The organism is Bacillus sp. 95MFCvi2.1 (assembly GCF_000374965.1).
Taxonomy (GTDB): Bacteria; Bacillota; Bacilli; order Bacillales; family Bacillaceae_G; genus Bacillus_A; species Bacillus_A pseudomycoides.
Genome location: NZ_KB895703.1, coordinates 1 through 12,824, shown reverse-complemented (window position 1 = coordinate 12,824; position 12,824 = coordinate 1). Strand labels below are relative to the sequence as shown.

Annotated in this window: 12 protein-coding genes; 9 read left to right on the top strand and 3 right to left on the bottom strand. The window is 37.0% G+C overall.

Annotated elements, in window-relative coordinates:
* The first annotated feature begins 81 nt into the window (after positions 1-81).
* From C568_RS0118465 to speB, 4 genes are all read left to right on the top strand, one after another.
* Entirely contained in the window at positions 82-489 is a 408-nt protein-coding gene (locus tag C568_RS0118465) for a MerR family transcriptional regulator (protein ID WP_018764893.1), read from the top strand.
* A 5-nt stretch (positions 490-494) separates the two neighbouring features.
* Positions 495-1,658, top strand: a complete 1,164-nt coding sequence (locus C568_RS0118460) for an MFS transporter (protein WP_006096692.1) — start codon at positions 495-497, stop codon at positions 1,656-1,658.
* Between the two features lie 186 nt (positions 1,659-1,844).
* Positions 1,845-2,672, top strand: a complete 828-nt coding sequence (gene speE / locus C568_RS0118455) for a spermidine synthase (RefSeq protein WP_003202439.1) — start codon at positions 1,845-1,847, stop codon at positions 2,670-2,672.
* A 318-nt stretch (positions 2,673-2,990) separates the two neighbouring features.
* The gene (speB, locus tag C568_RS0118450) at positions 2,991-3,863 is read left to right on the top strand and encodes an agmatinase (RefSeq protein WP_003209245.1); all 873 of its coding nucleotides are present in this window, start codon (positions 2,991-2,993) and stop codon (positions 3,861-3,863) included.
* Positions 3,864-4,198: 335 nt separating this feature from the next.
* Here speB and C568_RS0118440 read toward each other — a convergent pair whose 3' ends face one another.
* Positions 4,199-5,236: a PTS sugar transporter subunit IIC gene (locus tag C568_RS0118440; protein WP_018782390.1), complete on the bottom strand. Its 1,038-nt coding sequence runs from the start codon at positions 5,234-5,236 to the stop codon at positions 4,199-4,201.
* Between the two features lie 225 nt (positions 5,237-5,461).
* On the opposite strand from C568_RS0118440, the gene C568_RS0118435 reads away from it, so the two are divergent.
* Entirely contained in the window at positions 5,462-5,824 is a 363-nt protein-coding gene (locus tag C568_RS0118435; RefSeq protein ID WP_018764896.1) for a YxeA family protein, read from the top strand.
* 26 nt (positions 5,825-5,850) lie between these two features.
* Here the strand turns inward: C568_RS0118435 and C568_RS0118430 are convergent, their stop codons facing one another.
* Entirely contained in the window at positions 5,851-6,837 is a 987-nt protein-coding gene (locus C568_RS0118430) for a S66 family peptidase (protein ID WP_018782389.1), read from the bottom strand.
* A 203-nt stretch (positions 6,838-7,040) separates the two neighbouring features.
* On the opposite strand from C568_RS0118430, the gene C568_RS0118425 reads away from it, so the two are divergent.
* The 3 genes from C568_RS0118425 (at position 7,041) to C568_RS35610 (ending at position 9,434) form a co-directional block, all read left to right on the top strand.
* On the top strand, positions 7,041-7,478 hold the full coding sequence (locus C568_RS0118425) for a DUF1934 domain-containing protein (protein ID WP_016112723.1): 438 nt from the start codon (positions 7,041-7,043) through the stop codon (positions 7,476-7,478).
* Positions 7,478-9,148, top strand: a complete 1,671-nt coding sequence (gene argS, locus C568_RS0118420) for an arginine--tRNA ligase (RefSeq protein WP_018782388.1) — start codon at positions 7,478-7,480, stop codon at positions 9,146-9,148. Before C568_RS0118425 ends, argS begins: the two co-directional genes overlap by 1 nt.
* A gap of 118 nt (positions 9,149-9,266) precedes the next feature.
* Positions 9,267-9,434 carry a hypothetical protein gene (locus C568_RS35610; RefSeq protein WP_170959223.1) on the top strand — a complete coding sequence of 56 codons (168 nt, stop codon included), beginning with the start codon at positions 9,267-9,269 and terminating at the stop codon, positions 9,432-9,434.
* 595 nt (positions 9,435-10,029) lie between these two features.
* Here the strand turns inward: C568_RS35610 and C568_RS35605 are convergent.
* On the bottom strand, positions 10,030-10,176 hold the full coding sequence (locus C568_RS35605) for a hypothetical protein (RefSeq protein WP_231398899.1): 147 nt from the start codon (positions 10,174-10,176) through the stop codon (positions 10,030-10,032).
* A gap of 661 nt (positions 10,177-10,837) precedes the next feature.
* Between C568_RS35605 and C568_RS31005 the strand changes: the two genes are divergently transcribed.
* The coding region (locus C568_RS31005; RefSeq protein WP_018782386.1) for a Cna B-type domain-containing protein at positions 10,838-12,824 on the top strand (1,987 nt) is incomplete at its 3' end.

The following is a 12,824-nucleotide window of genomic DNA, read 5'->3' as shown; positions in this document are numbered from 1 at the left end:
AAACATTTACAGAAGTATAACACTTGCATAAAAGTTAACGTTAACGTAAAATGTAATAATGTGATGAGGGGAGGAATAAACATGTATAAGATTGATGAGGTAACGAAGCAAGTTGGATTAACAAAACGTACACTTCGTTATTATGAGGAAATTGGTTTAATTTATCCGCCGGAGCGTAGCGAAGGGAATATTCGTCTTTATACAGATGAAGATATTGTACGTATTAAAAAGATTGTAGAAGCGAAAGAAGTATTAGGAATCACACTTCAAGAAATGCAGCATTTCTTATCATTAAAAGAACGCATGGAACAAAGACGAAATAGTGACAATCCACGTGACCGTGAAGTGATTCAAGAAATTAAGGATATGCTTGAGAACCAAGTGCAAACGCTAGATACAAAAATGAAACAAATGGAGCGCGTGAAAGCAGAATTAGAGAATAGTTTAGGGCGTGCACGTAAATTCTTGGAGGACACAAAAGGAGAGTAATGAATATGGAGAGCAAACAAAAGTTGGGGAGATTGATTACAGTACTGGCTACGTTTCTTGCCTTTTCAGGCATCGGAGTAGTCGATCCTATTTTGCCGATTATCGCTGAGAAGATAGGGGCAACGCATTGGCAAGTGGAGATGTTATTTACAGCTTATATTTTAACGATGGCAATTATGATGCTACCGGCTGGTTTATTCGCAGCACGGTTTGGTGATAAGAGAATGATGACAATTGGTTTATCAATTGTAACTGTATTTGCTTTTATATGTGGTATATCACAAACGATTGCCCAGTTATCTCTTTTCCGTGCTGGCTGGGGGCTAGGTAATGCGATGTTTTTCGCAACAGCGATGACATTATTAATTGCTCTTAGTAAAGAAGTACATGAAGCGGTTGGTTTATATGAAGCTGCGATTGGTTTAGGGATGGCCGGTGGACCATTATTAGGAGGACTACTAGGTGGACATTCTTGGCGTTACCCATTTTTTGCGACAAGTCTTTTAATTTTATTAGCATTTATTCTTGTTTTCTTTTTTGTAAAAGAGCCGGAGCGAAAAGTACAGCGAAAAGCAGCTGGAGTGGGGGAATTACTTAATCTTATTAAGTATAAACCGTTTATGCAAGGTGCAATTTCAGGTATGTTATATTATTACGGATTTTTCGTTGTATTAGCATATTCACCACTTATTATGCATTTATCGGCAATTCAGTTAGGTTTCGTATTTTGCGGTTGGGGACTTGCTTTAGCATATGGATCTGCAATATTAGCGCATAAATTAGAAGGGAAATATGAACCGAAAGCATTGTTACGATTTAGCTTACTTGTATTTGCAATTCTGCTAATCGCATTATTTTTTGTTAAAGTTATGTGGTTACAAATTGTTCTTATCGTCTTATCTGGATTAGCATCGGGACTAAATAACGCTTTATATACAAGCTATGTCATGGATATTTCACCTTATGAAAGATCTATTACGTCTGGTGTATACAATTTCGTTCGTTGGCTTGGCGGGGCAATTGCACCAATTTTATCAGGAATTATCGGCCATGCGATTTCACCGCAAAGTCCATTTTTAGTTGGGGGAATTGTTGTATTAGTTGGTTGTGTTATGATTTTGATTCCTGTTCGAGAAGGTTCTAAATTAGAATCAGAAACCCTTTCTTAAGAAAGGGTTTTCTTTGTTGTTAAATATAGTGTTTAAATAATATATGAATAAAAATACTTTTACCAAAATATATTTTCGGTATTTTTGTACTTTTAACTATACATTTTGTATGTTTTGTTTTATTTTTGTTAGGGGACATTAATGATGTCCCTATTATAAATTTGCAATGAAAGGCGTGATTGTACGATGGAACTATGGTTCACTGAAAAACAAACAAAACATTTTGGAATTACGGCGCGTATTAACCGCACATTACATACGGAGCAAACAGAATTTCAAAAGCTTGATATGGTTGAGACAGAAGAGTTCGGAAACATGCTTATTTTAGATGGCATGGTTATGACAACAGAGAAGGACGAGTTTGTGTATCACGAAATGGTGGCACACGTACCTTTATTTACACATCCAAACCCTGAGAACGTATTAGTTGTTGGCGGTGGTGATGGTGGTGTAATCCGTGAAGTATTAAAGCACCCAAGCGTAAAGAAAGCAACACTTGTTGAAATTGACGGTAAAGTAATCGAGTACTCTAAACAGTACTTACCATCAATTGCAGGTGCGTTAGATAACGAGCGTGTTGAAGTAAAAGTAGGAGACGGTTTCCTACACATCGCAGAAAGCGAAAATGAGTACGATGTAATTATGGTTGACTCTACAGAGCCAGTAGGCCCAGCAGTAAACTTATTTACAAAAGGATTCTACGCTGGAATTTCAAAAGCGTTAAAAGCAGATGGGATTTTCGTTGCTCAAACGGATAACCCTTGGTTTACACCAGAATTAATTTCAACTGTGTTTAAAGACGTAAAAGAAATCTTCCCAATTACACGTTTATACACAGCGAATATCCCAACATACCCAAGTGGAATGTGGACATTTACAATTGGATCTAAAGAATATGACCCATTAGAAGTAAGCGAAGAGCGTTTCCACGAAATCGAAACGAAATATTACACAAAAGAACTGCATAAAGCAGCATTCGTATTACCGAAGTTTGTTGGAGACTTAATTAAATAATAATTAAAAGCGGAAGCGGCTCGTTCAGAATGGGAGGGGGATGGTGCTTCAGACGTAGAGGCGTCTTTTGCCCTCGTAGGAAGAAGCGAAGCCACTGAGCGTTCTAGCCGCTGTAGCTGGACAAAAGAAAAGCGGAAGCAGCTCATTCAAGGTGTGCGATAGAACGGACATGCTAGCTGCTGACGCTATTATAATAAAATAATCTTCTATCGCTAAAAGAAGATTGAGGTAAATCGAGAAAGAGGAGTGTAGCACTCCAAATTTGAGAAATAATGAAAGGTTGGGATACCTTAAGTTCCACATAAGGAGGAAAAGAATATGCGTTTTGATGAAGCTTATTCAGGTAAAGTATTTATTAAAAGTCATCCAAGTTTTGAAGATGCAGAGGCAGTAATTTATGGGATGCCAATGGATTGGACAGTAAGTTACCGTCCAGGCTCTCGTTTTGGTCCTGCACGTATTCGTGAAGTATCGATTGGACTAGAAGAGTACAGTCCATATTTAGATCGTGAACTAGAAGATGTAAAATATTTTGATGCTGGTGATATTCCGCTACCATTCGGAAATCCACAACGCAGTATAGACATGATTGAAGAATATGTAACAAAACTATTAGATGCCGGTAAGTTTCCACTAGGTCTTGGCGGTGAGCACCTAGTGTCTTGGCCAATTTTTAAGGCAATGGCAAAAAAATATCCGGATTTAGCAATCATTCATATGGATGCTCATACTGATTTGCGTGAGTCATATGAAGGGGAGCCTTTATCTCACTCTACACCCATCCGTAAAGTGTGCGATTTAATTGGTCCGGAAAACGTATATTCTTTCGGAATTCGTTCTGGAATGAAAGAAGAATTCGAATGGGCAAAAGAAGTGGGCATGAACCTATACAAATTTGACGTATTAGAACCGTTGAAAGAAGTATTACCAAAGCTTGCAGGACGCCCAGTTTATGTCACAATTGACATTGACGTGTTAGATCCAGCACATGCTCCTGGAACAGGAACACTAGAAGCTGGTGGTATCACATCTAAAGAATTATTAGATTCCATCGTAGCAATTGCAAATTCAAATATAAAAGTAGTTGGAGCAGACTTAGTAGAAGTAGCTCCAGTCTATGATCATAGTGATCAAACACCAATCGCAGCAAGCAAATTCGTGCGGGAAATGCTTCTTGGTTGGGTGAAGTAAAAGCGGAGGCAGTTTGCTCAGAATCGCAGGTCATTGGAGCACTCGACCGAGAGTGTGAAATGGCCAGAGATTCTAGCTGGCGCAGCTGGATGAAGTAAAAGCGGAAGCGGCTCGTTCAGAATGGGAGGGGATGGAGCTTCTGACGTAGAGGTATTTTTGCCTTGTAGGAAGAAGCGAAGCCACCGAGCATTCTAGCCACTGTAGCTGGATAAAGTAAAAGCGGAAGCCGGCTCGCAGCATCCATATATCGACGCTTCTGCAAAATTCGACATCCGTTTACAAAACGTATAAGAAAAAAGGAGCTAGTCCAACCTGATGGAACTAGCTCCTTTTTCTTATGCAACTTTTTCTTCCGAAGCGATTCTGCGAATTTCATCAGCGGAACGAATTGGATACTTACGGAAAATAATTGTTCCGATATAACCAATAATTGTGGTCACGATTCCACATAATATAGCTGCAATGGCTACTTTCATTACATCGTTGAACCCAAAGAGAACAAGGAGTCCTGGAATTGGTGATGCTGTACCGGGGGCATTGTTCACAAGTTGGAATAAGGATGTAATAATACCAGCAAGTGCACCACCCACGAAGTTTGTCGTATAGATTGGAATGGGATTTGCTGCTACGACATCGGCTTGTGTTAATGGTTCAATTGCTACAGCAATTGTATCTTTCTTTGAACAGATCTTTAAACGTTTAAAGAAAATAAAATTCATTGGAGCAGAGGCTGCTACTGCAAGACTACCAATAGCCATTGGTAAACCTGTTAATCCAAGCATAGCAGTTAGCGCCATGGAGCTTAATGGAGATGTAGAAATAACTGTTATGAGTCCACCAAGCATAATTCCCATAATAATTGGGCTTTCTGTGGTTGCGATTGAAATAATAGAGCCGATTTTTCCAAGTGTAGCATTTACAACGGGGTCCATAAGCATAGCCATTCCGCGAGAAAGTGGTGCTGCAACGAATAAAATGGCAAGAAATTCTACACCAGCTGGCAATTTCTTTTCTAGAAATTTAACGACAAAGGCGCATACATATCCAGCAAAAAATCCTGGTAAAATACCAAATCCACTAGTGGCGATACCGATTAAAACAGCATATACAGGAGATACACCAATTGCGAGTGCTACTAAAATAGCAGCCGCGACACCGCTCATACTACCGGAAGCTTGTCCAACCGATTGTAAAAAGTTGTTATGAAACATTTCGCCGCCGATATATCGATGAAATGCTTCAATAAGAAAGCTTGCGATTGCAGCATTGGCCAGGGCCCCCATTGCTTTCATTCCGTAAGGAGCACGAAAGCTAAACAGTGTAAAAAGAAAAAGTACAACGAGTAGTAGTGCTAAACCTTGCAAGATAGCCATTTGAAAAATGTCCCCTTTTTAATTTTGTTTATAAAAATTTGTATTATTCAATAATAATACAAAAGTTGTTTAAACGGAAAATTTTTTTATTGGGAAAACACTGCGAGCGCTTTCCTTACAATAGTGTAAGGAAAGTGTAATACATTTCAATAGTATATAGTATGCTCTTATCTGTATAATACAGATATAAATATGTGACTGATAAGAATAAACAGGAGGCCATATATGAAATTGGTAATAAAAGTGTTAGTCGTCTTTGCCATTCTTTTAGGTGGTACGGCATATTATTTACAATCAAAAACAGAAGGTGTAGAGGCTTTTGTCGATAACTTCTTTTCAAATAAAGAAATACAAGATTATTACGCAGTTATAAATAAGGGTGAGAAAATAGACGATGAATATTTGTATACATTCAAAGGGTATACAGAGGATGGAAAGCAACAAACGATTAAAAAGATCATGAATCGTCAGCTACATTCAGGTGCTTTTATAAAAATTTATGCTAAGGGCATGCAAGGAAAAGGCTGGGCTGAAATTTCAAAAGAAGAAATTCCAGAAAAAGCCTTAAAACAATTACAGAAAGTGTAAAAGGAGCGAATTGTTCGCTCCTTTTTTTAATGTTTTAAAATTGTAATCGATGTGTTTGTTTGAGTAGAAACAATTTCTACACGTCCGCCAATTGGGAAAGTGAAGATTGGAGTTGTATGACCAAAGTTGGCATTTGCAATTACAGGAATGTGGGAAAGCTCTTGTTTTGAATAAATCATTTCTTGAATATCTTCTATGACAGCTTCAGAACCTTTTTGTAGTCTTCCAATTACAATGCCTTTTATATGTTCAAAATCTGGTTGTTGGATGAGAGAGTGTAAGTAACGATCAAAAGTCTTAACTGTAGCTTTTCCTGTAAGAGCATCTTCTTCTAAAAATAATATTTTATCTTGTAAGCTCGGCATATATGCTGTGCCTTGTAGTAAATTAAAGGTACTCATATTACCGCCAATAATTTCGCCAACTATTTCACCTTCATGTAAGGAAATATAACCTTCATTTTGGAAGAAAGTGCGATTTTCTTGGTCCATATACCAAGAGTCATCGCTCCACGTTTCAGCAGGTTGTATTTCTATTGGCTCTTCAGAAGTCATGCATTTTAAAAAGTAATCTATCGTATAATCGAGCCCTGTCTCCATTCCAAAAGAAGAAAAGTGAGGACCTGAATATGTAATAAGACCAGTCTTTGCATAAATTGCATTGCCTAGAGCTGTAATATCAGAATAACCACATAAAATTTTTGGATTGCTACGAATTAAGTCGTAATTTATATGGTTTAGTAGCCCATTGGAATTATATCCTCCAAGTGTTGTTAAGATTGCTTTTACATTGGAGTCTGCGAAAGCTTCATGGAGGTCTTGAACTCGAGAAGAAACGGAAGAAGAAGCAAAACGATCAATTTCTTCAGCGTTTTTTGAAAATGTAACACGAAATCCCATATCTGCTATTCGTTTCATAGCAAGCTCACGATTATAATTTGAGACAATACTTAAACTACAAGAAGGTGAAATGACTCGAATTTCATCACCTTGTTTTAACTTTGGTGGTATCATTTGGAGCACTCCTTTTAATGAAAGAAAATTTAGATTTAAAAGACATTTTATCATAAGAGATAGATCTTTATAAATTGTTTTTTCGAAACAGGGTTTTCCTGATTTTTCAGCAGACAGACATAGGTTTTTTTTGATATGATAGGAAAAGTGATTTATTATAAAGTTTATTTAATATCTATAACATATTGAAAGGTGTGCAAGACGTGGAGAAACAACTTGCAGGCTTGCCAGTACACGTTCATTTCGTAACAGAAATCCGTGAAGGGGCACGAAAGGAGACCGTTGCTTTTGAGGCAAATGGTCAATACTATGTAAAAGGTCAAGGTACATATGTAACGTTTCAAGAGCCGAACGAACAAGGCGAAGTAAAGACAATCATTAAAATTCAAGGTGAACAAGTTCTCATTATGCGTTCAGGTGCTGTTTCTATGCGTCAGACGCATGCGAAAGGTGAATGGACAACTGGTACGTATACGAGTGAACTTGGTACGTTTGCATTGCAAACGAAAACTGATAACGTTCTTTTTAAATGGTCGGACGAGAAGAAAAAAGGACAACTCTTTTTAACGTACGCATTGCTTCTAAGTGAACAAGAAGCGGGCCGATATACAATTACGATTAATTTGAAGGAGGCAAAATAATGAACTCTTTAGAACAAGTAAAAGAATTGATTAAAGAAGAAATTAAAGCTGCCGTATTAAAAGCAGAGTTAGCAACAGAAGAACAAATTCCAAACGTTGTATTAGAATCTCCAAAAGATAAAACGCATGGTGATTTCTCTACAAACATGGCGATGCAGCTTGCACGCGTAGCAAAAAAAGCTCCTCGTATGATTGCAGAGGAATTAATTGCAAACTTCGATAAAGCAAAAGCTTCTATTGAAAAGATTGAAATTGCTGGTCCTGGTTTTATTAACTTCTATATGGATAATAGCTATTTAACAGACTTAATTCCGGTAATTGTTACAGCTGGCACGAATTATGGTGAAACAAACACTGGTAAAGGTGAAAAAGTACAAGTTGAGTTCGTATCTGCAAACCCAACAGGTGACCTTCACTTAGGACATGCACGTGGTGCGGCAGTAGGTGACACATTATGCAACGTATTAGCAAAAGCAGGATACGATGTATCTCGTGAATACTACATTAATGACGCTGGTAACCAAATTCATAATTTAGCGCTTTCTGTCGAAGCTCGTTACATGCAAGCATTAGGGCTAGAAAAAGAAATGCCAGAAGATGGATACCATGGTGCGGATATCATCGGAATCGGACAACGCTTAGCTGAAGAGTTTGGCGATCGTTATGCAAAAGCTGATGAGAAAGAAAGCTATGAATTCTACCGTGAGTACGGTTTGAAATACGAATTAGCAAAACTTCAAAAAGACTTAGAAAGCTTCCGTGTTAAGTTTGACGTATGGTTCTCTGAAACATCACTATACAAAAATGGAAAAATTGATCAAGCTCTTGCGGTATTAAAAGAGCGCGATGAAATATTTGAAGAAGACGGAGCAACTTGGTTCCGTTCTATGACTTATGGTGATGATAAAAACCGCGTATTAATTAAAAATGATGGTTCTTACACATACTTAACGCCAGATATCGCGTATCACCGTGATAAATTAGAGCGTGGATTTGATAAATTAATCAACATTTGGGGCGCTGACCACCACGGTTACATTCCTCGTATGAAAGCAGCGATTCAAGCGCTTGGTTACGATAAAGATACGTTAGAAGTAGAAATCATCCAAATGGTACAACTATACCAAAACGGTGAAAAAGTAAAAATGAGTAAGCGTACAGGTAAAGCTGTTACACTTCGTGAGCTAATGGAAGAAGTAGGCGTGGACGCAATGCGTTACTTCTTTGCAATGCGCAGCGGTGACTCTCACTTAGACTTTGATATGGATTTAGCGGTATCAAAATCTAACGAAAACCCTGTATACTATGCACAATATGCTCATGCACGTGTATGCAGTATCCTTCGTCAAGGTGAAGAACTTGGATTAACTGCAGGTGGAGATATCAATTACAAACTTGTTGCTTCTGAAAAAGAAGTAGACTTACTGAAAAAACTGGGTGAATTCCCAGCAGCAGTTGCAGAAGCAGCGCAAAAACGTCTGCCACACCGCATTACAAACTATGCGTTTGAATTAGCAGCAGCGCTTCATAGCTTCTACAATGCAGAAAAAGTATTAAATCCAGATAACTTAGAATTAAGTAAAGCTCGTTACGACTTAATGCGTGCAGTACGCATTACACTTCAAAATGCATTAGCATTAGTTGGTGTATCTGCACCTGAGAAAATGTAATAGGCAAAAGAAAAGATGCTTATTTTTGTTTAAAAGTGATATACAGGTTGATATAAAAACATCTGATCAGTCTATAGACTGATTAGATGGCAAAGAAAGCAGACCATCGAAAAGCCGTATGGGGGAGAACCTCACGTACGGCTTGATGAGGGGAAGCTGGGCAGAAAAAGAGATAGCAAAGCTATCTCTTTTTCTGTTTCAGTTTTCTACTCTAAATATATGTTATGGTGATGAAGTGAAAATAGAAAAACATCAATTAACTATTGATTTTTTAGAACAATTCTAGAATAATAGGTTGTCGGGGGTAAAATTATCAAAAAGCTATACATGTAGTATTAGTAGATGAAATGTTACCAGTAAATGGTGTGATTGTTGTAAATGATGTTGTTACAACTATGCCAAATACTAAACTAACACTTCATCTAACCAAGTATCTACACAATTAGTAATTAATCTTGAAAACTTCCAACCTAGTCAAAAAACTAGGGATTTTATGTCTAAAATAGTACATATAGTCCAACTAAAGTTTTCATGATTTGATAAAAATAATGAAAGGATATAAATCTCTCGATTTTGATATTATCATCACTTATATATATAAATCTCTCGATATTAAAATGTAATGTCGCCCTAGAAAAGCTAACTCTTCTTAGCGAGTAAGTGAAATGTATGTATAAGTTCATTTTAATTCTTCGACATAGCCATAGATCCATTAGGCAAATTACTTTTTCTCGACACTCATTTATAGACTCCAAAAATGAAAAGGCTGAATTTCATATTTCTGCACGATTCACATGAAATTAGTTGCCCAGTACACTCTTTTTTAGTTACCCCCAAATTCGTTCCACTGTATTCAGATTTGGAGAATATGACTTTTATCTTCATAGGTAAAATACTTCGTCCGGAGCATTTTTAATCATATAGCGTTTATATTGGAACATTTCTTGTCTGATTGTTTCGGTGTGTAGTTCAGTTGTGCAACGAAACATAAAACGTTTTAACATATGGCTAATTTCACTTCGACTCATGATGACAGAAAACGAAGACATATCTTCAATGACATCCTTTAGAATACGAGTATCCTAGCACGTTTCAAAGCCATAACTCTCTTCGGCTGGGGTGCTAAATTCGATTATACGCTGTACTTCTTGTTATTCTTTATGAGGATAATTATGGGGGTCGACCAAATGCATATTTGCTGTGAAGTAGCTCGTCTATACTTGCTCACACTAAAATTTTTTGCGTATGGAGCAATCGTTTGCGCTAGATATGAAGAAATTTAGGAAACTCTACGGCATAATAAGACGAATGACTGTCATGAGTTTTATCGTGAATGCTTGTTGAATTGTCTTCTCCTGACTCTGAAGTTGTTCTATGGCCATTCATGTGTATTTGTAATTGGAATTCCTTTATCAAAGTTTGTCCTTTCCCTTATCTATTTTTGGTAAACAATATAGACCAGAAATAAAACAGTTTAGACATGTGGGAGAAATTAGATGAATCTATATAAAAAGCAAATTTCAAGTTTCTAAACAATAGAAGAGTTGAAAAAAGAGAAAAAGATGATAATAGCTATCAAACATATTTAAATAAAATAGCTTAATGACATTGAATAATAGAATCTTTGTCATAGTATGTTTGTACCAGAATCTAGCAACATTTAATTTTATAGGGAGGATAACATAAAGCATGTATTTAAAAAGAATAACTTCGATTTTTTCGATTATAATGATTTTTATGTTTACTATAGGTCAGAGTTTTTTAGGTATAGTAGCAAATGCACAAGAGTTAAATACAGCAGGGTTTGTGGATAGTTTTCAGATTGGTAAAACAAATCTACAGACCACAGAACGGACTAAAGTAACTGTAAACTTCAGTGAAAAAAATGGACTTAGGCTGAAGCCTGGAGATACACTAACATTAACGCTGCCTCCAGAATTAAAAGGATTAGATAGAGAGTTTCTATTAGATGACTATGGTACTTGTAAAGTCACTGCAGGTACTGTGGTATGTACATTTAATGATAGAGTGAGTACACATCAAAATATTAAAGGGTATTTAAACTTTTACGTGGAAGCCGCTAATGTAGGAACGGATCAAAAGAAAGAGATTGAAACCAATTTCGGTACAAATGTAGATAAGCAATCTGTAACAATTACCGGCCCAAGCGGTGGTGGTGGTACAGATCCTGGAAAGCCACCGTTTTTTTATAAAACTGGTGATATGAACTCAGGTAAGGACAATGAAGTACGTTGGTTCTTGAATATAAACTTAAATAAAGAAGAGTTAAGTCGCGATATTGTTGTGACTGATAATTTACAGGAAGGTCAAACACTTAATAAGGATAGTTTCTATATAATTATTGATGATTATATAGGTCGTCGATCTTTAACTCTACAAGAGTTTGAAAAGCAACGTTACGGAACGATTACCTTTACTGGTGACAAATCATTTAAAGTTGTGCTTTATAAGGATAAAGCACGTCTTGCCTCCTTTTCGATTGGTTATACATCTACTATAACGGAAGCCGGAAAGAAGCAAGAGTTTTTTAAGAATGATTATACGATTGATTACCAAGTTCTGCACAAAGACCCAGTTACTGAATCGGGTAGTTACCCAGTCGAAAATATGACAGCTGGCGGTGGTGCTGAAGGTGACTTGCCTTCAAAAGGAACGCTAAAAATTGTTAAGTATCTTGAAGGGAATGAAGATAAATTCATACCGAATGTTTCATTTAAGTTGTATAAAGAGTCGGGTGAACAAGTTGGAGATGTATATACAACAGATGGGCAAGGTATAATCGAAATTCCTAATTTACAACCAGGTAAATATTATGTGCAAGAGGTTTCAGCTCCAGACTATGTTGATTTCGATCCTCAAGCAAAAGTAAGTTTCGAAGTTAAATCAGGTGTTGTAAATGGAGTTAAGTTGCCAATTCCAAATAAAGTGAAAACTACATCCATTGCAGGAACAAAAACATGGAAAGGCGATAATACGAAAGATCGTCCGAAAACAATTAAAGTCGACTTACTACAAAATGATAAAGTGATCGCAACGCAAGAAGTAACAGAAGCAAGCGGTTGGAAATATGAATTCAAAGATTTAGCGGCATATGATGCCGAAGGTAAGGCGTATAAGTATGAAGTAAAAGAACAACCGGTAGATGGATATCAAACAGAAGTAAATGGTTATGATATTACGAATACAAAAGTGGTACAAACAACAAAGGTAGAAGGAACGAAAACATGGAAAGACGATAACGCACCAGATCGTCCGAAGACGATCAAAGTAGAATTACTACAAAACGACCAAGTAATCGCAACACAAGAAGTAACAGCGGAAAAAGGTTGGAAGTATGAATTCAAAGATCTAGCGGTATACGACGCCGAAGGAAAAGCATATAAGTATGAAGTAAAAGAACAACCGGTAGATGGATATCAATCCGAAGTAAAAGGTTATGACATCACGAATACAAAAGTAAGCCAAACAAAAGTAGAAGGAACGAAGACATGGAAAGACGACAATGCGAAAGATCGTCCAGCAATGATCAAAGTAGACCTACTACAAAATGGTAAAGTGATTGCGACGCAAGAAGTAAGCGAAGCAACAGGTTGGAAATATGCATTTACAGACTTAGCGGCATATGATGCCGAAGGTAAGACATATAAGTATGAAG

Excerpts from the sequence above, each read along its gene's own strand:
- C568_RS0118465 (WP_018764893.1), top strand. The coding sequence starts at position 82 with ATGTATAAGATTGATGAGGTAACGAAGCAAGTTGGATTAACAAAACGT.
- C568_RS0118460 (WP_006096692.1), top strand. The coding sequence starts at position 495 with ATGGAGAGCAAACAAAAGTTGGGGAGATTGATTACAGTACTGGCTACG.
- speE (WP_003202439.1), top strand. The coding sequence starts at position 1,845 with ATGGAACTATGGTTCACTGAAAAACAAACAAAACATTTTGGAATTACG.
- speB (WP_003209245.1), top strand. The coding sequence starts at position 2,991 with ATGCGTTTTGATGAAGCTTATTCAGGTAAAGTATTTATTAAAAGTCAT.
- C568_RS0118440 (WP_018782390.1), bottom strand. The coding sequence starts at position 5,236 with ATGGCTATCTTGCAAGGTTTAGCACTACTACTCGTTGTACTTTTTCTT.
- C568_RS0118435 (WP_018764896.1), top strand. The coding sequence starts at position 5,462 with ATGAAATTGGTAATAAAAGTGTTAGTCGTCTTTGCCATTCTTTTAGGT.
- C568_RS0118430 (WP_018782389.1), bottom strand. The coding sequence starts at position 6,837 with ATGATACCACCAAAGTTAAAACAAGGTGATGAAATTCGAGTCATTTCA.
- argS (WP_018782388.1), top strand. The coding sequence starts at position 7,478 with ATGAACTCTTTAGAACAAGTAAAAGAATTGATTAAAGAAGAAATTAAA.
- C568_RS35610 (WP_170959223.1), top strand. The coding sequence starts at position 9,267 with ATGGGGGAGAACCTCACGTACGGCTTGATGAGGGGAAGCTGGGCAGAA.
- C568_RS35605 (WP_231398899.1), bottom strand. The coding sequence starts at position 10,176 with ATGAGTCGAAGTGAAATTAGCCATATGTTAAAACGTTTTATGTTTCGT.